This window comes from Dactylosporangium sp. NPDC049742, assembly GCF_040674675.1.
Classification (GTDB): domain Bacteria; phylum Actinomycetota; class Actinomycetes; order Mycobacteriales; family Micromonosporaceae; genus Dactylosporangium; species Dactylosporangium maewongense.
In genome coordinates this window covers 50,773-72,243 of sequence record NZ_JBFANF010000042.1, presented here as the reverse complement: position 1 = coordinate 72,243, position 21,471 = coordinate 50,773, and the positions used below count along the sequence as shown (strand labels likewise).

Annotated in this window: 18 protein-coding genes; 8 read left to right on the top strand and 10 right to left on the bottom strand. The window is 73.3% G+C overall.

All coding sequences use genetic code 11. The features are described from left to right. Window positions 1–335: hypothetical protein (locus AB0J72_RS38610; protein WP_363408197.1), on the bottom strand; the 335-nt coding region annotated here is incomplete at its 3' end. A gap of 166 nt (window positions 336–501) precedes the next feature. Here AB0J72_RS38610 and AB0J72_RS38605 point away from each other — a divergent pair. Further along, window positions 502–1,167, top strand: coding sequence for a response regulator transcription factor (locus AB0J72_RS38605; protein WP_344502876.1), 666 nt, complete (start codon window positions 502–504; stop codon window positions 1,165–1,167). 49 nt (window positions 1,168–1,216) lie between these two features. Here AB0J72_RS38605 and AB0J72_RS38600 read toward each other — a convergent pair whose 3' ends face one another. Beyond that, the gene (locus AB0J72_RS38600; RefSeq protein ID WP_363408194.1) at window positions 1,217–2,635 is read right to left on the bottom strand and encodes a GH1 family beta-glucosidase; all 1,419 of its coding nucleotides are present in this window, start codon (window positions 2,633–2,635) and stop codon (window positions 1,217–1,219) included. 157 nt (window positions 2,636–2,792) lie between these two features. Further along, on the bottom strand, window positions 2,793–2,999 hold the full coding sequence (locus AB0J72_RS38595) for a hypothetical protein (protein ID WP_363408191.1): 207 nt from the start codon (window positions 2,997–2,999) through the stop codon (window positions 2,793–2,795). A 129-nt stretch (window positions 3,000–3,128) separates the two neighbouring features. Between AB0J72_RS38595 and AB0J72_RS38590 the strand changes: the two genes are divergently transcribed. The 4 genes from AB0J72_RS38590 (at window position 3,129) to AB0J72_RS38575 (ending at window position 6,844) form a co-directional block, all read left to right on the top strand. Next, a complete protein-coding gene (locus tag AB0J72_RS38590; RefSeq protein WP_363408284.1) occupies window positions 3,129–4,103 on the top strand; it encodes an LLM class F420-dependent oxidoreductase in 975 nt (324 codons plus the stop codon). Continuing rightward, window positions 4,103–4,918 carry an SDR family oxidoreductase gene (locus AB0J72_RS38585; RefSeq protein WP_363408188.1) on the top strand — a complete coding sequence of 272 codons (816 nt, stop codon included), beginning with the start codon at window positions 4,103–4,105 and terminating at the stop codon, window positions 4,916–4,918. The genes AB0J72_RS38590 and AB0J72_RS38585 overlap by 1 nt, the downstream gene beginning before the upstream one ends. After that, on the top strand, window positions 4,915–5,544 hold the full coding sequence (locus AB0J72_RS38580) for a nucleoside/nucleotide kinase family protein (RefSeq protein WP_363408185.1): 630 nt from the start codon (window positions 4,915–4,917) through the stop codon (window positions 5,542–5,544). The genes AB0J72_RS38585 and AB0J72_RS38580 overlap by 4 nt, the downstream gene beginning before the upstream one ends. Window positions 5,545–5,632: 88 nt before the next feature. Beyond that, entirely contained in the window at window positions 5,633–6,844 is a 1,212-nt protein-coding gene (locus AB0J72_RS38575; RefSeq protein ID WP_363408182.1) for an alginate lyase family protein, read from the top strand. Window positions 6,845–6,848: 4 nt separating this feature from the next. Here AB0J72_RS38575 and AB0J72_RS38570 read toward each other — a convergent pair whose 3' ends face one another. The 5 genes from AB0J72_RS38570 to AB0J72_RS38550 all read right to left on the bottom strand — a co-directional run bounded on the left by AB0J72_RS38570 (window position 6,849) and on the right by AB0J72_RS38550 (window position 15,262). After that, on the bottom strand, window positions 6,849–9,062 hold the full coding sequence (locus AB0J72_RS38570; protein ID WP_363408179.1) for a transglutaminaseTgpA domain-containing protein: 2,214 nt from the start codon (window positions 9,060–9,062) through the stop codon (window positions 6,849–6,851). Continuing rightward, complete coding sequence (locus AB0J72_RS38565; protein WP_363408176.1) at window positions 9,056–10,210, bottom strand: DUF58 domain-containing protein; 1,155 nt, start codon at window positions 10,208–10,210, stop codon at window positions 9,056–9,058. Before AB0J72_RS38565 ends, AB0J72_RS38570 begins: the two co-directional genes overlap by 7 nt. 2 nt (window positions 10,211–10,212) lie before the next feature. Further along, window positions 10,213–11,265, bottom strand: a complete 1,053-nt coding sequence (locus AB0J72_RS38560; protein WP_363408173.1) for a MoxR family ATPase — start codon at window positions 11,263–11,265, stop codon at window positions 10,213–10,215. A gap of 13 nt (window positions 11,266–11,278) precedes the next feature. Next, complete coding sequence (locus tag AB0J72_RS38555) at window positions 11,279–13,849, bottom strand: fibronectin type III domain-containing protein (RefSeq protein WP_363408170.1); 2,571 nt, start codon at window positions 13,847–13,849, stop codon at window positions 11,279–11,281. A gap of 84 nt (window positions 13,850–13,933) precedes the next feature. Continuing rightward, a complete protein-coding gene (locus AB0J72_RS38550; protein WP_363408167.1) occupies window positions 13,934–15,262 on the bottom strand; it encodes a fibronectin type III domain-containing protein in 1,329 nt (442 codons plus the stop codon). A gap of 83 nt (window positions 15,263–15,345) precedes the next feature. On the opposite strand from AB0J72_RS38550, the gene AB0J72_RS38545 reads away from it, so the two are divergent. Next, a complete protein-coding gene (locus AB0J72_RS38545) occupies window positions 15,346–16,092 on the top strand; it encodes a TetR/AcrR family transcriptional regulator (RefSeq protein ID WP_363408164.1) in 747 nt (248 codons plus the stop codon). On the opposite strand, the gene AB0J72_RS38540 is transcribed toward AB0J72_RS38545, so the two are convergent. Then, the gene (locus AB0J72_RS38540) at window positions 16,089–16,976 is read right to left on the bottom strand and encodes an AraC family transcriptional regulator (protein ID WP_363408161.1); all 888 of its coding nucleotides are present in this window, start codon (window positions 16,974–16,976) and stop codon (window positions 16,089–16,091) included. The two genes, AB0J72_RS38545 and AB0J72_RS38540, sit on opposite strands and share 4 nt — an antisense overlap. Before the next feature lie 111 nt (window positions 16,977–17,087). Beyond that, window positions 17,088–17,528 carry a hemerythrin domain-containing protein gene (locus AB0J72_RS38535; protein ID WP_363408158.1) on the bottom strand — a complete coding sequence of 147 codons (441 nt, stop codon included), beginning with the start codon at window positions 17,526–17,528 and terminating at the stop codon, window positions 17,088–17,090. A 122-nt stretch (window positions 17,529–17,650) separates the two neighbouring features. Here AB0J72_RS38535 and AB0J72_RS38530 point away from each other — a divergent pair, with 122 nt between their 5' ends. Both AB0J72_RS38530 and AB0J72_RS38525 read left to right on the top strand, forming a co-directional pair. Further along, a complete protein-coding gene (locus AB0J72_RS38530) occupies window positions 17,651–18,304 on the top strand; it encodes an aldolase/citrate lyase family protein (RefSeq protein WP_363408155.1) in 654 nt (217 codons plus the stop codon). Window positions 18,305–18,828: 524 nt separating this feature from the next. Further along, window positions 18,829–21,444, top strand: coding sequence for a nitrate- and nitrite sensing domain-containing protein (locus AB0J72_RS38525; protein WP_363408152.1), 2,616 nt, complete (start codon window positions 18,829–18,831; stop codon window positions 21,442–21,444). Window positions 21,445–21,471 lie beyond the last annotated feature (27 nt).

Below are 21,471 nucleotides of genomic sequence, written 5' to 3'. Positions count from 1 at the left end.
CTCAGGTCGGTGTGGCCGCAGGTTCTGTTCAGGCTGGCCCGGGCGTGGGTTCCGTCCAGGCTGGTGTGGGCGCAGGTGCCGCTCAGGTCGGTGTGGCCGCAGGTTCTGTTCAGGCTGGCCCGGGCGTGGGTTCCGTCCAGGCTGGTGTGGGCGCAGGTGCCGCTCAGGTCGGTGTGGGCGCAGGTTCTGCTCAGGCTGGTGCGGGCGTGGGTTCTATTCAGGCTGGTCCGGGTGCGGGCTCCGCCCAGGCGGGCGCGGGTGCCAACGCGGGTGCGGGTGCGGGCGGCGGTTTGTCGGTGCGTAGTGAAGGCAACGGCATCGCGGGGATGCGGCACCGGGCGGCTGCGTTCGGGGGGTCGTTGGAGGCCGGGCCCCGGGCGGGTGGTGGGTTCGCGGTGGTCGCCAGGATTCCCGTTCGGGAGCAGTCATGATCCGGAAGGGTTGTTGCGGTCAGGGCGGCGAGAAGTCGGCCGGATCATCGGTGGTGGGGGAGGGGGACGGGTGATCAAGGTTCTGCTGGCGGATGACCAGGCGTTGGTGCGGGCCGGGTTTCGGGCGTTGCTCGATGCGCAGGCCGACATCGAGGTGGTCGGGGAGGCGGCGGACGGGGCCGAGGCGGTGCGGCTCGCCGTGCAGACGCGGCCCGACGTGGTGTTGATGGACATCCGGATGCCGGTGCTCGACGGGCTCGAGGCGACGCGGCAGATCGTGGCCGATGCGCGGCTGGCGCAGGTGCGGATCGTGATTCTGACGACGTTCGACCTGGATGAGTACGTGTTCGAGTCGCTGCGGGTCGGGGCGAGCGGCTTTCTCGTCAAGGACACCGAGCCGGTCGACCTGCTGCGGGGGGTGCGGGCCGTCGCGGGCGGGGACGCGCTGTTGTCGCCGGGGGTGACGCGGCGGCTGATCGAGGAGTTCGCGAGCAGGTCGCGGGCGCCGCTGGCGCCGATGTCGCTGGCGGTGCTGACGGATCGGGAGCGGGAGGTGATGGCGCTCGTCGGGGCGGGACTGTCCAATGAGGACATCGCGACGAGGTTGTTCGTCAGTCCGGCCACGGCGAAGACCCATGTCAGCCGGGCGATGATCAAGCTGGGGGCCCGGGACAGGGCGCAGCTCGTGGTGTTCGCGTACGAGGCGGGTCTCGTCAAACCGGGCTGGCTCGGCTGACGCGAACCTGAGGTCAGGCCCCGAACCAGGTGCGGCCCGGGGCCGGTGGTCAGATGCCGTTGCGGGCGATGACCTGCCGGTACCAGTCGGCGCTGGCCTTGCGGTGGCGTTGCTGGGTGGCGTAGTCGACGTGGATGATGCCCCAGCGTTGGGTGTAGCCCTCGGCCCACTCGAAGTTGTCCAGCAGGGACCAGACGTGATAGCCCTCGAGCCGCACGCCCTCGCGGATGGCCCGGTGGGCGGCGGTCAGGTGGTCGCGCAGGAACGTGATGCGGTCCTCGTCGTTGGTGGGGTGGACCGAGGGGATGCCGTTCTCGGTGATGGTGAGCGGGATGTCGCCGTAGTCGCGCCGGATGCGGGTCAGCAGGTCGTAGAGGCCCTGCGGGTACACCTGCTGCCAGCTCGCCTGGGACGTGGGGTGCTTCTGGACGCGGGCGCCCGTCGCCGTGACGTAGGCGGGGTTGTAGTACTGGACGCCGAGGATGTCGCTCTTGGCGCCGATGACGGCCAGGTCGCCGGCGTGGATGGCGGCGCGGACGGGGGCGTCGGCGGGCTGGCCGGCCAGCCAGTCGTCGGGGTAGCGGCCGAGCAGGACAGGGTCGAGCCAGCGCCGGTTCTCCTCGGCGTCGCCGATGACCGCCTGCTTGCGGGCGGCGTCGGAGTCGTCGGCCGGGTACACGGGGGAGAGGTTGAGCGCGGCGCCGATGCGGCCCTTGCGGCCGGTGGCGCGGAACGCCTGCACCGCCAGGCCGTGGCCGAGCAGGAGGTGGTGGGCGGCGACGTTGGCGACGCGGCGGTCGCGGACGCCGGGGGCGTGGATGCCGGCGGTGTACCCGACCTCGGTGACCGTCTTCGGCTCGTTGAGGGTCAGCCAGGTCTGCACCTTGTCGCCGAGGGAGTAGCAGACCGTGGAGGCGTAGTCGGCGAACCACGACGCGCAGTCGCGGTTGGTCCAGCCGCCGGCCTCCTGCAGCGCCTGCGGGGTGTCCCAGTGGAAGAGGGTGACGAGCGGGGTGATCCCGCGCGCGAGGAGGCCGTCGACGAGCCGGTGGTAGAAGTCGAGGCCCTTGGCGTTGACGGTGCCGCGGCCGGTGGGCAGGACCCGCGGCCACGAGATCGAGAAACGGTAGCTCTTCAGGCCCAGGTCGCGCATGAGGTCGAGGTCCTCGTAGCTGCGGTGGTAGTGGTCGGCGGCGACGTCGCCGGTGCCGCCGTCCCTGGTCCGGCCGGCCTCGTGGCTGAACACGTCCCAGACCGACGGGCCGCGGCCGTCCGCCGTCGCGCCGCCTTCCACCTGGTACGCGGACGTCGACGCACCCCAGGCGAACCCCTTCGGGAAGGCCAGGCCGACCGGGGCGACGGACGCCGACGGGGCGGAGGCGGCGGCGGACGGCGTGCGCCGGCGGGCCGAGCAGCCGGCGGTCACGGCACCGGCGGCGGCCAGGGTGAGCACGTGACGCCGTCGCATGCCGCAAACGTAGCTCGCCCGTGCACGCCGAAGGCCGCCCCCGCGAACAGACGGGAGCGGCCCGAAGCAGAACCGAAGTACAAGCCCAAGCAGAACCGAAGTACAAGCTCAAGCAAAGGCCGACGTGCAAGCCCAGAGGCCGAAGCGGAAAGAACGATCAGTCGGCGAGCGCGACGACGCCCTGCGCCCAGCGGAAGTACTTGTTGGTGCCCAGGTCACGGACGGTCTTGATGCCGAACGCGGCCAGGAGCTTCTCGGCGTCGCCCTCGGTGACGCCGGCGATCGCGGTGACGGGGGCGTCCGCGATCTCCTGGGCGCTCTTGCCTTCCCATTCCTTCATGAGCTTCTTTTCCAGACCCAGCATGAGGTTGCTCCTTCTCGATCGAGTCAACGCGAACCAGTGTGGGAAATCCAGCGGAAGGCTACCCATCCCTCTCGCTTGCCACACTAGCGGTGTCACGGAGATGATCGGTTGATGACCAGCCAATGGGGGCTGACGGTGCCGCTGACCGGTGTGCCGTTGCCCGAGCACGCAGGGTTGCTGCAGGCGTTGCCGGATCTGGGGTTCACCGACGTCTGGACCAGCGAGGTCTCCGGCACGGACGCGTTCACACCCCTGGCGCTGGCGTCGGTGTGGTCGCCGCGGCTGCGGCTGGGCACCGCGATCGTCCCGGTCTTCACTCGCGGGCCCGCGCTGATCGCCATGCAGGCCGCGGCCCTGGCCGAGGCGGCGCCGGGGCGGGTCGCGCTCGGCATCGGCGCGTCGTCGCCGGTCGTGGTCGGGGACTGGAACGCGGTGCCGTTCGAGCGGCCGTACGAGCGCAGCCGGGACGTGCTGCGATTCCTGCGCACGGCGCTCGCGGGCGAGATGGTCGACGGGGCGTTCGACACGTTCCAGGTCAGGCGCTTCCGCCTCGAACGGCCGCCGGTCACGCCGCCGAAGCTGCTGCTCGCCGCCCTGCGGCCGAAGATGCTGCGCCTGGCGGCGGCCGAGGCCGACGGTGTGGTGCTCAACTGGCTGTCGGTGGAGGACGTCGCGACCGTCCGCGCCGAGCTGAACAGCAAAAACAGCGAGAGCGGCGACAAGGAGGTCGCGGCCCGCATCTTCGTCTGCCCGACGGAGGACGAGCAGGTGGCGCGGGAGACCGCCCGCAGGCTGATCGCCGCGTACCTGACCGTGCCCGCGTACGCCGCGTTCCACCGCTGGCTCGGCCGCGGCGAGGCGCTCAAGGCGATGTGGGACGCGTGGGCCGCCAAGGACCGCAAGGCGGCCCTGCGGGCGATCCCCGACGAGGTCGTCGACGCGCTGATCGTGCACGGCAGCCCGCGGCGGTGCCGGGAGCACGTCCAGCGGTACGCCGACGCCGGCGTCACCACCCCGGTCATGGCGCTGCTGCCGACGCCGGAGCTGGCGGCCGGCGGCCCGGAGGTCCTGCTGGACACGCTGCGCGAGCTGGGGGCCCGGTAATGGACCTCAAGGACAAGGTCGTCGTCATCACCGGCGCGGCCGGCGGCATCGGGGCCGCCCTGGCCCGCCGGTTCGCCGCGGAGGGCGCCGCCGCCCTGATCCTCGCCGACCTGGACGGCGACGCCGCCGAGGCGCTGGCCGGCGAGATCGGCACGGAGAACGGCACGGAGACCAGGGCGGTCGCCGTCGACGTCACGGACGAGAACCAGGTCGCCGAGCTGGTCGCCGAGACCGAGGGGCGCTTCGGCCGCGTCGACCTGTTCTGCGCCAACGCCGGCATCCTCACCGGCCAGGGCCTGGAGGCGTCCGCGGAGACGTGGGCGCGGACCTGGGCGGTCAACGTCCAGTCGCACATCTACTCCGCGCGCGCCGTGCTGCCGGGCATGCTGGAGCGCGGCGGCGGGTACCTGCTGCACACCTGCTCGGCGGCGGGCCTGCTGACCGCGGTCGGCGACGCGCCCTACGCGGTCACCAAGCACGCGGCCGTGTCGTTCGCGGAGTGGCTGTCCATCACGTACGGCGCGCAGGGCATCAAGGTCAGCGCCCTGTGCCCGCAGGGCGTCGACACGCCGATGATGCAGGACGGGCTCGCCACCGGTCACATCGGTGCGAAGGTCACCGCCGCCGGAGGGGCGGTCCTGCCGCCGGAGGAGGTCGCCGCGTCCGTCGTGGAGGGGCTCGCCGCGGAGCGGTTCCTGATCCTGCCGCACCCCGAGGTCCAGAAGTACTACCTGCACCGGGCGAGCGACACCGACCGCTGGCTGGCCGGCATGCGGGGGCTCGCCGCGAGCCTGCAGGCGAACGCGGAAGCATGAGAAGACCCGACGTCCTCAGCGAGGCGCTCGAGGTCATCAAGCCCTTCGTCCGCCAGCAGGAGGGGCGCACGATCATCGGCATCTGCGGGCCGCCGGCCGCCGGCAAGTCGACGCTGTCCACGGCCCTCGCCGCGGCGCTGGACGGCAGCGTGGCCGTGCCGATGGACGGGTTCCACCTGTCCAACGCGGAGCTGGACCGGCTCGGCCTCGCCGACCGCAAGGGCGCCCCGGAGACGTTCGACGCGGCCGGGTTCGTCCACCTGCTGCGGCGCCTTCGGGCCGGCGAGGAGCTCGTGTACGCCCCGAGCTACAGCCGCACCCTGCACGAGTCGATCGGCGGCGTGATCCCGGTGCCCGCCACCACCCGGGTCGTCGTCGTGGAGGGCAACTACCTGCTGCTCGACGAGGGCCCCTGGGCGGCCGTGCGGGACCTGCTGGACCTGGCGCTGTACCTGGACGCGCCCGACGACCTGCGGCAGGACTCGCTGGTGCGTCGGCAGCTGGCGAAGGGTCTCGACCTGCACGACGCCCACGACTGGGTGGAGCGCAGCGACGAGCGCAACGCGACGGTCATCGCCGGCACCCGCAACCGCGCGGACCTGATCCTGACTCGAAGCGCGTCTTAAGTCTTCCTGTGCCCGATTGACCCGCGCCGATTGGACGGCCACGGTTAGGAAACCTGACTTACAGTTGTCCAACCGAAAGAGGAGCGCCATGCGCAGACTCGTCCTCGGCGCCGCCGGGCTCGCGGTCGCGATCGCGGTGGCCGGCACCACCTACGCCGTCGCCGCGGTGACCAAACAGCAGGCGGTGAACGGCCCCGGAGCCGCGAACGTGGCCGCCGCCCCGGCCACGTTCGCCCACCCGGGCGTCTTCGTCAGCCGCGCCCAGCTCGACTTCGTCCGCGGCAAGGTGCAGGCCGGCGCGCAGCCGTGGAAGGCCGCCTACGACCAGATGATGGGCAGCCGCTACGCGTCGCTGTCGCGGACCCCGAAGCCGCGGGCCGTCGTCGAGTGCGGCTCCTACTCCAACCCCAACAACGGCTGCACCGACGAGCGCGAGGACGCCCTCGCCGCCTACACGCTGTCCCTGGCCTGGTACGTCACGCGGGACAGCCGGTACGCCACGAAGGCCATCGCGATCATGGATGCCTGGTCCGCCACGATCAAGGACCACACCAACAGCAACGCGCCGCTGCAGACCGGCTGGGCCGGGTCGAGCTGGCCGCGCGCCGCCGAGATCATCCGGTACACCTACACGTCGTGGCCCAACCAGGCGCGGTTCGGCACGATGCTGCGCACCGTGTACCTGCCGAAGCTCATCAACGGCTCCAGCAGCAACGGCAACTGGGAACTGTCCATGATGGAGGCCGCGATCGGCATCTCCGTCTTCCTGGAGGACCGCACCAGCTGGGACAAGGCCATGGCGAAGTTCCGCGCCCGGGTGCCCGCCTACCTCTACGTCACCGCCGACGGCGCCCTGCCCAAGGGCATCGGCAGCATCGACACCCGCACCGAGATCGTCAACTACTGGCAGGGGCAGAGCACGTTCGTCGACGGACTCTCCCAGGAGACCTGCCGCGACTTCACCCACACCGGCTACGGCATCTCGGCGATCTCGCACATCGCGGAGACCACCCGCATCCAGGGCCAGGACGTGTATCCGGAGATCGCCGACCGGCTGCGGCACGCGCTCGGCTTCCACAGCCGGTACCAGCTGGGCGAGGGCGTCCCGTCGTGGCTGTGCGGCGGGAAGCTGACGCTCGGCCTCGGCCCGGTCACCGAGGTCGGCTACAACGCCCTGCACAACCGGATGGGCATCGCGATGTCCAACACGCAGCGGCTGACGGAGCAGTCCCGCCCGGCCGGCAGCAACAACCTGTTCGTCGCGTGGGAGACCCTGACCCACGCCGACAACCCCGCCTGACGCGCTACTTCCAGAACAACGGGCGGGGGTCGAGGCTCCACCGCAGCCGGCGCCAGAACCCCCGCCTGGCCCGCAGCTCGTCGACGTAGGCGACGGCCTGCACGGCGGCGCGGGCGGCCTGCTCCTCGGAGACGCTGCCCGCGAAGGCGAACGCCACGGTGTTGACCAGCGCCGCGAGGTCGTCGACGGGCGGCGTGGCGGAGCGGATCGTGGCCACCCCGCCGGGTTTGGAGTGCGCCCGGCCGGTGGCGGCGGTCGCCGCGTATCCGGCCACCTCCGACGCGGACAGGTGCGGCGGCGCGGCCCGGCCCGCGAGGCGCAGGCCCGTCAGCACCTCCGCCCAGGCCGCCTCGACCCGCTGCTCCGGCGTCCCCCGGCCGAGTCGGCGACGGCGGCGGGACCGGCGGGCCAGCGGTACCGACGCCGCGAACGCCAACAGGGCCAGCAGCAGCGACCCGGCGGTGACGGCGACGGCCACCCCCGACGAGCGCCGGGGGCCCGCGTCGGCGGAGGGCGCGACGCTGGGCTTCGGGGACTGCGAGGCGGCCGAGCCCGACGGCGCCGGCACCGTCTCCGGCGGCGGCTGCGACGCGGGCGGCTTCGGCCGGAAGTCGTCCTCGGTCGGGCGCTGGACCGTGTCGGCCTTCGGCATCGGGTCGAACGGCTCCCACACGCCGTTGAACAGCACCTCCGGCCACGCGACCGCGTCACCGCCGCGGACCTCGTTGCGGCCCGGCTCGACGCGGAACCCCACGGCGAGCCGGGTCGGCAGGCCCATCAGCCGGGCGAGGACCGCGAACGCGGCCGCGAACTGCTCCGACGTGCCCTTCTGCCCACCGGCCTGCTTGGGGCCGAACAGGAAGTACTCGACGTTGGGGTAGGCGTGGCCGCTGGGCGCGTCGCCGACGACCTTGTAGTGCTCCGACAGCCAGCCGACGATCGCGAACGCCTTCTGGTACGGCGACGACACGCCCTCCCCGAGGTGCCGGGCGAGCTGCGCGATCGAGTCGGGGACCTTGCCGGGCAGCGCCAGGTGGCGGGCGACGGCGCCGGTGTTGGGCACGTCGGCGACCTGCATCGCGTTCTCGTCGGGGCGGTGCACGCGGGACACGACGCTGTACTCGAGGCCGGGGCGCAGTCCGTCGGACAGGATCATCGTGCCGTCGCTGGTGTCGACGGCGACCCGGACCCCGTTGACCTCCTCCGGGGTGGCGATCCCCGGCAGCAGCCGACCGTCGAGGTCGGCGATGCGGAACGCCTGCCGGACCTGCGGGTCGGTGAGGACGGGCCTCGCCGCGACGACCCGGCCGGCGTTGCGGTAGGTGGCGCCGACCCGCCAGGTGACGCCGTCGTAGTCGTTGAGGACGGCGAGGCGGATCGGCGGCGGCGCGTCGGTGCCGGTGACCTCCACGTCGAACAGGTGCTGGTCGTGGTTGAGGGCCCAGCCCGACAGCCGGACCAGCGGGCTCTCGTCGAGCGAGTCGAGCTGCGGCGGGGTCACCATGTTGCGCGGCTCGACGGGGCTGGTGCCGACCTTCGCCGCGACGCTCGGCCCGAGCAGCTGCGACAGCGCGACGATGGCGGCCAGGCCCGCGACGGCCCCGGCGCCCACCCGGAGCCTGAGCGTGCGCAGCTGGTCCGCGCTGACCCGCTGGTCCTCCGACGGCGGCCGGTTCGACACGATCAGGCCCAGCACGGCGAACCCGGAGTAGGCGAGGGGCACCCAGCCCGCGGCGGAGCCGTTCGGGCCGACGAGGTACAGCGCGCCGCCGAACAGCACCGTCGGCGGCGCGTAGGACAGCAGGACCCGGTGGTAGCGGATTCCGAGCTCACCGGCGGCCAGCCCGGCGAGCCAGGTCAGGATCACCGGCAGCAGCACCGTGTCGGGCTGCGGCTCGATCGGGATCAGCGCCAGCAGCAGCCGGGGGATGCTGTTGCGCAGCGCCTCGCGCAGGGCGGGGACGCTGCCGTCGACGCCGGCCGCCGCGGCGGAGACCCGCATGGCGATCAGGACGGCGCCGGCCAGGCCGAGGACGCTCAGCGGCGCCGCGCTCCAGGCCGGCAGGCGCCGGGCGGCGAAGCTGATGCCGACGGCGCCGGCGGCGGCGCCCGCCGTCAGCTGCAGCAGCAGCGGCCCGTGGTAGATCGGGGCCAGGGCGAACGCGGCCATGACCAGCATGCCGAGCAGCGCCACGGCGATGAGCAGGCGCCTCACCATGCGCCGACCCCGTCCCACGCGGCGGCGAAGTCGGCGCCGTCGGCCGGGGACAGCACCCGCAGGCCGTCGAGGGCCGTCGGGACCTCGCCGTCCTCGGTGCCGAACGCGCCGGCGACCAGCGACGGGTACGCGGCGCGCAACGTCCCCACCCGGCCGAGGTCGGCGACGCCGCCCGGCCCGGTCAGGTAGACGAGCGTGTCGCCGGCGCGGCGGGTCCGCAGCTGCGCGACCGTCGCCGGCAGCTCGTCGGTCTTCCGCAGGGTCGCCTCGGCGAGCAGGTCCAGGTAGGCGCGGGTGTCCTTGCCCGCCGCGAACCCGCCGCCGGCCAGGCGCAGCGCCACCGGCAGCTCCTCCCGGAACGCGGCCATCACGATCGACGCCGCCGCCTCGCACGCGGACTCGAAGTGCGCGCTCAGGTGGGCACGGTCGGCGTCCGGGTAGGCGGACAGCCGGTCGTCGAGCAGCACGACCAGGCGCGGCAGGCTGGTGTCCAGGTGCTCGCGGACCATCAGCTCGCCGACCCGCGCGGTCGTGCGCCAGTGCACGTGCCGCAGCTCGTCGCCGACCACGTACTCGCGCAGGGTGTCGAACGTGATGCTGCCGTGCGGCACCTTGTCGACCCGCCCGTCCAGGGACCGCATGATCCCGGACGGCACCGCGGTCAGGTGGTGCACGGTCGGGTACACCCACACCTTGCTGACCCCGCCGTAGCCGCGGGCCAGGGTGAGCAGCCCGAGCGGGTCGCGCCGCACCACCCGCAGCGGCCCGATCTCGACGACGCCGCGCCGGTCCGTCGGCACCGGGTAGGTGGCGGTGGTCGTGCCGCCGGCCTTGAGGCGTAGCAGCGGCACCGGCACGGTCGCCGGGCCGCACCGGTCGTGGGCGATCAGGGTCGCGCCGCGCAGGCGGCTGCTGTTGCCGACGGTGAGCGTCACCGTGCTCGACTCGCCGCGCATGACCCGGTCCGGGTCGACGGCGCGGGTCACGGTCAGCCGCGGCCGCCACCACACGTACGCGAAGCCGAACAGCACGGCGGCGACGGCGGCGGTGCCGACGACGGTGAGCTGTGCGTACTGGAACACGAACCCCACGGCGAGCAGCACCGGCGCGGCCACGGACAGACCGGTCCCGCGGGAGGTGAGCCGCATCGTCAGACCGTGGCGGATGCGGCGGGCGCGGGCGCGGCGGGCGCGGCGGGCGCGGCGGGCGCGGCGGCAGGCACGGGCACCGGCACCGCGTCGAGCACCTCACGGACGACGTCGCCGGGCGCGACGCCGCGGACCTGCGCGTCGGGCGACAGCAGCAGCCGGTGCGCGAACACCGCCTCCGCCAGGGCCTTGAGGTCCTCCGGCACGACGTACCCGCGGCCGTCGATGAGCGCGTACGCCGACGCGGCCCGGGTCAGCGCGATGACGCCACGGGGGCTGACGCCGACCCGCACCCGCGGGTGGCCGCGGGTCGCGTTGCCCAGGCGGACGGCGTAGCCCAGCAGCGGCTCCGCGATGTGCACCCGCCGGGCCAGCCGGACCAGCTGGGCCACCACCTGCGTGTCGGTGACGGCGTCCAGGGCCTCGGGCGAGCGGGTCACGGCGCCGCGCAGCACCTCGATCTCGACCGCCTCGCTCGGGTAGCCGACGGCGAGCTTCATGAGGAACCGGTCGAGCTGCGCCTCGGGCAGCCGGTAGGTGCCGTCCATCTCGATCGGGTTCTGCGTGGCGACGACGAGGAACGGCCGCGGCACCGCGTGCCGGACGCCGTCGACGGTGACATACCGCTCCTCCATGACCTCCAGGAGCGCCGACTGCGTCTTCGGCGAGGCCCGGTTGATCTCGTCGGCGATGACGATGTTGGCGAACACCGGGCCGGGGTGGAACTCGAAGCCGCGGGTCGCCTGGTTGAAGATCGTGACGCCGGTGACGTCGGACGGCAGCAGGTCGGGCGTGAACTGGATACGCCGCCACTGCCCCTGCACGCTCGCCGCGACCGCCCGGGCGAGGGTGGTCTTGCCGACGCCGGGCACGTCCTCGAGCAGGACGTGCCCCTCGGCGAGCAGCGCGGTCATCGTCAGCCGGATCACCTGCTGCTTGCCGAGCACGATCGACTCGACGTTGCGGGCGAGCCGGCCGACGAGGTCGGCCGCCGCCGCGACCTCCTCAGGGCTCGGTGGGCCTGCCTCAAGGGACGGTGCTTCGGGTGTGCTCACTGTGCTCCTGCGCTCAACACTGCTTCAGCGGTCCGGTGCCGTTCGGCAGGTCGAACCACGCGTACGGGATGTAGTTCTCGCCCTTGAAGTTGATTTTGATCCACACGGCGCTCTGCTTGCCGCCATAGGGCTTCGCGTTGACGCTCGACCCGGTGGTCTGGCAGATCGCGGTGTAGCTGTCAGGAGCGTAGACGTCGCCGACCGCGTTGCCACTCTGCTGGGCCGGGGAGCGGTACACCCAGATGCCGCCGTTGGACGCGCCGTGGCCGCAGTAGCTGGTGTCGCCGCAGACCACGGTGCCGCGGTAGGCGGGCGTGGAGATCGAGCCGGTCCCGTTGGCCGTCATGCCGGCCGCGTTGGTGACCGTGACCGTGTAGTTGTAGGCCGTGTTCGGCCACAGGCCGCCCATGGTCAGCGAGCCGGCGCACGCGTTCTCCACCGCGCCGACGCCCGCGACGTCGAGCCGGCACTTCGCCGGCGCGCCGCCGCCGTCGGTCGCGGTGAACGCCACCGTGATCGACTGCAGCGCGGCCCGGGTGTTGGCGGTGTCGACCCGCATGGTGGGCGCCGCGAGGGTGCTGGCCGCGCCGTTCGCGGCGGCGCTCTCGCCGGCCTTGTTGACCGCCTTGATCTGCAGCGTGACCCGCTCGTTGTCGCCGAACCCGCCGAACTCCTTCGACAGGGCGGTGCCCAGGTCCTGCTTCACGCCGTTGACGGTGGCCTGGTAGCCGGTGATCGGCGCGCCGTTGTCCTCCGCGGCCCGCCACGCGGCGACGATCGTGCCGCGCTTCGTGGTCACGGCGCGGACCGTCAGCCCGCCCGGCGCGCCGGGCTTGGTGAACGGCACCACCGACGGGCTCAGCGGCGACTGGCCGGAGCTCGCGCCGATGTCGTTGATCGAGGCGACCCGGAACGCGACCTGCGTGCCGTAGGGCAGCTCGCCGGCCGGCACCTTGAACGTCGGCTGCGCCGACTCGAACGTCTTGGACTCGTCGCCGGACACGGTCGTGATCGTGTACTTGACGATCTTGTGCCCCTGCCCGTTGGCGGCCGGCCACGTGACGGTGACGGTGCCGTCGGGGTTGGCGGTCGCGGCGACGCTCACCGGCGCGTCGGGCACCTGCGACGTCGGCGTGACCGGGTTGGCCGCCTTCTTCGGCCCGTTGCCCTTCGCGTTGACCGCGTAGACGGTGAACTTGTAGGACTGCCCGTTGGTCAGGCCGGTCAGGTCGAGCGCCCGCTGGCTGGCGCCGACCTCGTGCTGCTTGCCGTCGCCCTCGACCACGTACTTCGTGACCGCGCTGCCGTTGGCGGGCGCGGCCGTCCACGTGACCCGCGCCGAGGCGTTGCCGGGCGTCGCCGTGACCCGCGCCGGGGCGCCGGGCGGGCCGACGGGCGGCTTCGTCGGCGGCGGCGGGGGCGGCACCGGCGGGGCGTCGCCGCCGACCACGTCGTTGTTGTACTTGTCGACGACCTGCACGTGGTGCTTGGCGTCCACGACCCGCGCGGTCGACCCGCCGGGCGCGTTGATGAACATGCGGTCCTCGCGGACCTCGATCTCCAGCGGCTTGCCGCCGGCCTTGATCTGGATCGCGTCGAGCGGCTTGCCGGCCGTGTCCAGCACGTACACGGTGCCGGTCGAGTCGTCGGCGCAGTAGAAGCGCCCCGACCAGGCCACGCACGGCTGCAGCTTCGGGCTCTCGCCGGGCACGGTGAAGTCGCTGACCGCGTCGCCGTTGACGACATAGACGTGCCGGTCGTCCACGACGGTCACGGGCACGTCGCCGCCGACGGTGCGCTGCGGCATCGCGCCGTTGCCGGTGAGGCGCAGCGGCACCTTCTTCAGGGCCTCGCCGCGCAGCGTCGTCAGCGTCGTGGCGGTCTTGTCGAGCACGGCGACGCCGGTGTCCAGGATCGACAGCGCCAGGTCGTGGTTGGGCTCGGCGACGCTGACCGTCTTGACCTTCGTGGGGTCGGCGGGGAGCCCGCCGCCCTGGCCGCCGCTCGGCTTCTTCGCCGGGGCGGGCTTGACCGCCACGACGGTGCCCTCGGACGGCACCAGCAGCCACAGCCGCCCGGTGTCGTCGAACGTGCCGCCGGAGATCCCGGGCGGGAACGTCACCGTCTCGCCGACCGGCAGCAGCGTCGCCGGGTCGAGCTGGCGCACCTGCCCCTGCACGGTGTCGACGATGAACGCGACGTCGTCGTGCACGGCGACCGTGACGCCGAGCCCGGGTGTGGCCTGGGTCGTCGCGCCGAGCGTCAGGCTGGTCAGGTCCAGCACGCTGATCTTGCCGGTGTTGAGGTCCCGCAGGATCACGAACCGGTCGCTCTGGGTCACCTGCATCGTGTGGCCCTGCGCGTCGGTGATCTTCGTGCGGGTGTCGACCTTGCCGGTGACGCCGTTGACCCGGGCGACCTCGCCCTTGTCGTTGCTCCACAGCCACGAGCTGACGTCATAGCTGGCCACCGCATTGTTGGCGGCGCCGGTGCCGAAGAGCGTCAGCCCGAGGACGGCGATCAGGCCCACGACGGTGCCGAGCGTGACCAGTCCGCCGCCCTTGCGCGAACGAATGCTCACCATGCGGCCCCCTCCCCGAAACCGGCGCCCATCATATTCCTGTCGATGTGTGCTGCACACCCGGCGTGTCTAGATCGGTTCGCTTCGTTATTTTCGCTGCGTGCAGGCCAGATCCGACAGTGCGACGCTGTCCGTCCCGTAGACGGCGGCGACCGTGAAGCAGTAGTTGAGCTTCGGGTTGAGGCCGTTGAGCGTGTACGTGGTGGCGCCCGCGGCGAGCACCTGCAGCTGTCGCAGCGCGCCCTGCTGGCCGCCGGCGACGATGAACGGCACCGATCCCGGCGACGGATCGGTCCAGGTCAGTGTGATGGACGTCTTGTCGTCCCGCAGCTTCAGTGCGCTCGGCGCTTTGGCGCCATCTGGAGTGGCCTCGCCGGTGGCGCTGGGGGGTGCGCTCGCCGGGGCGGGCGCGCCGGCCTGCCGGTCGGGGCGGGCGGCGACGAACGAGACGACCGCCGCGGCGACCCCGCCGAGCACCGCCACGACCAGGATCACCAGCAGCGCGATCAGCGGGGAGCGGCGGCGGGGCGGCGCGGGCTCCGGCACCCACGGGTCGCGGTGCCGTTCCTCGGCCGGGGCGGGCGCCGGCCACGGCTGCGCGGCCGGGCGCTGCAGGACACCCTGGCGCACCTCCTGCCAGCCCTGCTCGGCCGGTGCCTCCCGCGGCACCGGCTCGTCCCAGGCGACCTGCTCGTCCGGTCGCCACAGCGGCGCGTGTACGGGCTCCGGCGGCCACACGTCACCCGGTCGCGGCTCCGGCTGGAAGATCGGCCGGTCGTCGGCGTCCGGGCCGCCACCGGGGGCGGGCGTCACCGGAGCGGCCGGAACGGTCGGCGTGGCCGGCGTGGCCTGGCCGGGGCGCTGGTCGACGGGCCAGGCCGGCGGGGCGGGGCTCGGCGACGTGGTCCCGGTCGGCGCGGACAGCGGCTCGAACGGCGCGGGCGCCGACGGGTGCGGGGCGTGGAAGGCCGTCGCCGGCACCGCGGGCTCCGGCAGTCCCAGGTACCGCCGCGCCGCCCGGACGCTCGGGTGGTCCTCGCCGAGCTCCGCCGGGCCCAGCCTGGCCAGCTGGCCGTAGCGCCGCTTCGCCTCGTAGACGTTGCCGAGCTCGTCGGCGATGCGGGCCAGCTCGTAGGACAGGGCGAGCATCACCGCGTGCCCGTCGCCGAGCCGGTGGTAGCCGGCCGCGAGCCCCTCCTCCAGGACCCGCCTGGCGTTGCTGAGCTCGCCCAGGTCGGTGTGGAACTTCGCGAGCACGCAGGTCGCGGCGAGCACGTCCGGGTCGTCGCCGCCGAGACTGCCGGTCGCGGCGTCGAGCGCCTGGTCGAGCAGGGAGAACGCGCCCCGCACGTCGCCCTGCGCCGCGACCGCGCGGGCGCCCTGCACGGCGTTGGCAAGCTGGGCGGACGAGGACACGCCGATACTCTGCCCTGTTCCGTGCCCCTCCCGCCACCCCCTGCGCCGCCCCAATGCGAGCGTGCCTGATCGATACTTGAGGCATGGCAGATCACCCGCTGAGCCCGCTGCCCGGGGCCCGTGAGGCGCGCGACCCGTCCCGCGCCATCAAACGCGGCCCGAGCAGGGTCCCGCCGGAGGTCGTCGCCGCCAACCAGCGGGAGCGCCTCTACGACGCCGTCGTGCACACCGTCGCGGAGAAGGGCTACGCCAACGCGACGGTCAGCGACATCTGCCGCGCCGCGGGCGTGACCCGGCCCGCCTTCTACGCGCTGTTCGCCGGCAAGGACGACGCGCTCATCGCCACGTACCGGCACGGCACCGACCTCCTGCTGCACCTGATGGAGTCCGCGTTCCGCGCCGAGCCCGTCTGGCGCGACGGCGCCCGCGCCGCCCTGCGGGTGCTGCTGCAGGTCCTCGCCGAGCTGCCGGCCTTCGCCACCACGGCGGTGGTCGAGATCGACGCCGCCGGCCCCCTGGCCAGGGCCGAGCGCGCCGAGCTGCTGCGCCGCTTCGACCGGTTCTTCAGCGAGGCGCCGAGCGCCGGCGACCTGCCGATGCCGGAGGAGCTGGTCGAGACGGTCGTCGGCGGCATCTACGCGACGATCTACCGTCACGTCGCCGCGGGCCGCGTCGAGCAGCTGCCCGCGCTGCTGCCGATGCTCGCGTACTTCACGCTGGTGCCGTTCGTGGGCCGCGAGGAGGCGGCGAGCGAGCTGTCGATCCCCGTGCCGGAGGGGCCGTCCGGCTGCCGCCTGACCCCGGAGGTCCAGGAGGTCCAGGAGGTCTAGGCCGTGCGGGGGGTCAGCGGGGTGAGGCGGCCCGGCAGGGACGAGCGCTGGTGCGGCACGCGCGGCGGGGCGGGGGAGCGCAGCAGCGTCGCGCGGAAGGCGCCCGGGGTGAGGCCGGTCTCGCGGGCGAAGAACCGGCCGAAGTTGGTCGGCTCGTCGAAGCCGAGCCGCCGGCCGACCTCGGCGACCGGCAGGGTGCTCGTGGCGAGCAGGCGCTTCGCCTCCAGGGCGATCCGCTCGTCGACGATCTGCTTCGCGCTGCGGCCGGTCATCACGAGGCCGGCCCGGGTCAGCGTGCGCACGGAGCAGCCGAGCCGCTCGGCGTAGTCCTCGACCCGGCGGTGGGTGACGTCGCGCTCGATCTCGGCGCGGAGCTGGTCGATCAGGTCGGCGGCGGGGCCGGAGCGGACCGGCGGCGCCAGCGCGACGATCCGCATCAGCAGGACCGCGACCTGGTGCGCGAGGAGGGCGCGGCTCAGCTCGCTGCCGTCGCTGCGGGCCCGGTCGACGGCGATCTGCGCGATCTCCGCGACGATCGCCTCCTCGTCCTCGCCGGCCGGCTGCCAGCAGGTGGGGGCGGTCGGGTCGGTGACGAGCCGCACGGGCAGCGGCGGCAGGGCCGGCAGCGTGGCGGGCGGGAAGGCGAGGACGGTCGCGTCGAAGCCGGCCTGCCCGCCGAACTGGTGCACCTGGCCGGGCCGCCCCCACAGCAGCGTGCCGGGGCGGCAGGCGTGGGTCACGAAGTCGATCGTGTGAGTGCCCTGGCCGGTGCTGGCGAGGATGACGACATGGTCGCGGGCGCGCTGCGGCGCGGCGTGTGCGGGCAGGTCGCTGAGCCGCGCCGCATCGACGGCCGCGGTCGGCGAAGCCCGCAGAAGCACCATGACCTGCCCGACTGTACCCAAGCAGGGCCGGGCCGTCATCTCCACCGGATTCCGGTGCCGGCCCGGCCCGCGAGCGCGCTCAGGACGCGTGTCCGGGCGCGCGGGCCGGGCTCAGCCGACGCTGATGCCGGCGACCGCCAGCTCCTCCAGGCGGACCTGCTCGAAGGCGGCGCCGATCTCGGTGAGGCGGGCCGCGTCGACGGACTCGCGCAGCGTGGGCAGCGTCGACGTCTCCTCCTCCTCGACGTGGCGGCCGACGGTGGCGATGAAGTCCTCCAGGCGGTCGTTGAACGACTCGTCCTCCGGGCCCATCCGCTGCAGGTCGTGGAGCATCCGCTCCGCCTCGTGGTGCTCGTCGGCGCCGCGATGCGCGACCTCGTCGGGCAGCGACGGGTACACCTGCTGCTCCTCGGCGTGGCTGTGCGCGGTGAGCCGCGCGGCGATCTCGTCGAGCAGCAGCTGCCGGTCGCCCGAGCCGGCTCGGAGCCGGTCGAAAAGCTGCTCCATGAGCCGGTGGTCGTTCATGATCAGCGTGACGGCGTCGGATGCCATGACTCCCCCTGTCGTCGCGGTCACCATTCAGCGTGCATGCATACCCGGTCGCAAGAAGGGCTAAACGGTCAAAACGCACCGCACGACGTGCGCCGCGCGCACTTCCGACCGATGATCGAACTATGCGGTCGTGGCTGTATATCCCCGATATCCGAAATGTCGGAAGCATCGGTACCAGTGAGGCGGACGCCCTGGTGGTCGACCTCGGCGGCGCCGCTGACCCCGCCGCCGTCGGCGGCTGGATCGTGGACGCGGCCCGGGAGGCGGTCTGGGTCCGGCTGGACGCGACGGAGCGGGGCCGGCAGGCGCTGCGGGTCGTCGTCTCGCCCGCGCTGACCGGGGTCTGCGTCGCCGCCGAGTCGGCCAGCGAGATCGCCGCCCTCAGTGCCGTCATCGCCGAGGCCGAGGAGGCGGCCCGGCTGCCGGTCGGCCGGATCGCCGTCGTTCCCCGCCTGGCGACCGCCGCCGCCGTCCTGCAGGCCGCCGAGATCGCCCGCGCCCCGCGGGTCGCCCGGCTCCAGCTCGCCGAGGGTCCCCTGGCCCGGCAGCTGCTGGTCGAGCCGGGCGACGACGAGCGCGAGCTGCTGTGGGCCCGGTCGATGGTCGTGATGGCCGGCGCGGCGGCCCGGCTGGCGCCGCCGATCGCCGCGGCGTGCCCGCCCGGCACCGATTGCGAACCGTCCGGCGTGGTCCTGCGCCGGCTCGGCTTCCGCGGCCGGACCTGCCTTGACGAGAACCAGGTCCGGATCGCCAACAAAGTATTCGCAACCCCATAGGACATTGGCACGAGATTATGTGACCTACGGCAAATACTTACCCTTTGTGCTGTCGACGATGCGTTCTGTGAGTATTTCCGTCCCGTAAAAACCTGGAAACGTCGCCGTTGCGCCCGGCGTCCCGTGGCCAGCGGAAGTCGGCCCCGTGGCAGCCGTTAGGGTCCGTATGGGTTCGTGTACACCAACCCAACGGATGAGGAAAAACAAGGCGATCGGCGGCGCGCGGGCGACATCGGTATTGACACGGATCGGCCGAGCTGTGATTGTGCTCAACGTCATGCGCCTGCTTGTCAGGACTGACCCGTATTGTCAATCTCGGATGCCTGCGGGGACTCTTCGTGACCCAAAGCCAGAGCACGTCGTCGCTGCCCGTCCCAAGACAGGAGCGCGACCCTCGGCTGAGTCCCGATCGTCGGCCGACCCGTCACGCCGCCGCCCCGGCCGCGCCTGAGCGCGACCAGCGGGCAGGGCGGCGCGAACGGCCCGGCCGGCGCATCATCGACCAGCTCCGCCTCATCGTGGGCGTGCCGCTCGTTGCCGTCGTCGTGTTCGCCGGCATCGCCCTGGTGACCACCGTCCAACAGGTGAACCGCAGCCGGCAGCTGCAGGACCTCTCGGCGCTCGCCTCCGACGCCGGCGGCCTCGCCCACGCGCTGCAGCGCGAGCGGGCCGCGGCCGTCAACGTGCTGCTGAACCCGAACCCGGCGCAGCTGGAGGCGTACTCGTCGCAGGTGATGATCACCGACGACAACGTCACGGCCTACCGCAGGAGCCGCGCCGGCATCAGCGACGTGCCGGACGTGGTCCGCCGCGTCGACTCGAACCTCGACGGCCTGGCGCAGCTGCGCGAGCAGGTCCGCAAGGACGCCCGCGCGTCGGTGTCCGGTATCGCGTTCAGCTACCGGATCCTCATCGCCGACCTGCTGTCCTACCGGGAGTCGGTGGCCCGCTCCGGCGCCCCGACCGAGCTCGCCGACCAGATCCGCGCCGCCGCCGCCCTGTCGCGCGCCGCGGAGGCCCTCGGCCAGCAGCAGGCGGCCGTGCTGCGCGCCGTCGCGGCGACCGAGCTGACCCCCGCGCTCCAGCAGGAGATCACCGCCACCCGGACGAGCTTCGTCGAGGCGACGGTCCAGTTCAACGACCTCGCCCCGGCCGAGTGGCGCAGCTGGTACGAGCAGGCCAGCACCGGCGAGCAGGTCATCGCCGCGCAGCGGTTGCAGGACCAGGTCAACCGCACCCGGCCCGGTGAGCGGTTCACCCTGGACACGGGCGGCTGGATCAACGCGATGTCCGGCTGGTCGGGCCTGCTGTTCGGGGTCCAGCAGAAGGTCGACGACGCGATCCAGACGAAGGTCGGCGACCTGCGCGACGAGCAGATGACCCAGGCCGGCATCCAGATCGCCGGCGTCGCCCTGGTGCTGCTCATCGCGATCGTCCTGACCGGTGTCGTGGCCCGGCGGATCACCCGCCGCCTGCGCGCCCTGCACGACTCGGCCCGCGACGTCGCCTACGACCAACTGCCCGCGGTCGTCGCGGAGCTGCGTGCCGCCGCGCCCGGCACGGTCGACCCGGACGAGGTCGCGGACCGCGCCTCGGCGAAGCTCGTCGTCGGCGGCGCGGACGAGGTCGCCGACGTGGCGCAGGCCTTCCGCGCGGTCCACCGCGAGGCGGTCCGCATCGCCGGTGAGCAGGCCGTCATGCGGTCCAACGTCGCCGAGATCTTCGTCCACCTGTCCCGCCGCGAGCAGCGACTGGTCGACGCGGTCCTCGCCCAGGTCGACCGGGTCGAGCGCGACGAGACCGACCCCGACCGGCTGCAGCAGCTGTACCAGCTGGACCACCTCGCCACCCGGATGGCCCGGATCAACCTGAGCCTGCTCGTCCTGGGCGGCTCCGGCGCCGCGCGCGTCCGCCGCGAGGACGCCCCGATGGGCAAGGTCCTGCAGGCCGCGATCTCGCAGATCGAGCACTACACCCGGGTCCGGTTCGGCAGCGTCGACGACGACGTCGCGGTCGTCGCCGAGGCGGTCGACGAGATCGTGCACCTGCTCGCGGAGCTGCTCGACAACGCCACCGGCTACTCGCCGCCGGAGTCCGAGGTGTGGGTCACCGGCCGGGCCCTCGGCGACCGGGTCATCCTGCAGATCGTCGACGAGGGCGTGGGCCTGCCGCCGTCGCGCCGCGAGCAGCTCAACCAGCTGCTCGCCCAGCCGCCCGCGATCGACATCGCCGCGGTCCGCGCCATGGGTCTCACCGTGGTCGGGCACATCGCCGCGCGGTACCAGATCCAGGTGCAGCTGCGGCCGGGCCAGCACACCGGCACGCTCGCCGAGGTGGTCATCCCCAAGGACGTGTTCCGCCCGATCATGGCCTCGGAGCGGCAGCCGCAGCTCGCGCCGGCCGTCACCGCGAGCCTGCCCGCCGGGTACGCCCAGAGCGGCGGCGGCAACGGCAACGGCAGCGGTGGCAACGGGGGCGGTCCCGCCGCCCGCCCGGTCGCCGCGGAGCTGTTCACGCCCGCGCCGCGGACCGCGCCGCCGAGCCTGTTCGACGTGCCCACGCAGGAGTACCGGGTCGCGACGCCCACGCAGGAGTTCGCGCCGGTGCAGGACTACGCACCCGTCCAGGACTACGCGCCGGTCCAGGACTACGCGCCGGTCCAGGCACCGGTCCAGGAGTACGCGCCGGTGCAGGAGTACCGCGCGCCGCAGCCGATGCCGCCCGGCCCGGGTTCGTGGCCGCCGCTGCCGGAGCCCGAGGTGCCCTCGATCCTCGCCGACGCCGACGACTCGATCGAGCTGCCGATCTTCCAGTCGGTCAACGGCTGGTTCCGCACCGAGACACCCGTCGAGCTCGCCGACACGGGCGTGTACGCCGCGCCCGAGGAGCCCACGAACTGGGAGTCCAGCGCCGATGTCGGCTGGCGTGCCGCCCAGCAGGCGGCCACGCCGGACGTCAGCAGCGTCACCGCGTCCGGCCTGCCGGTCCGCGCGCCGCAGCGGCATCTGGTGCCCGGCGCGGCCGCGCCGGCACAGGGGGAACGCTCCACCGCACCGCGTCGCGACCCCACCAAGGTCGCCGCCGCGATGTCCGCCTACGCCCGCGGTGTGGCCGGCCGCCGGCCGGGCGGCGGCTCCTGATCCGATGGGCTCCCTGACGCACCAAGA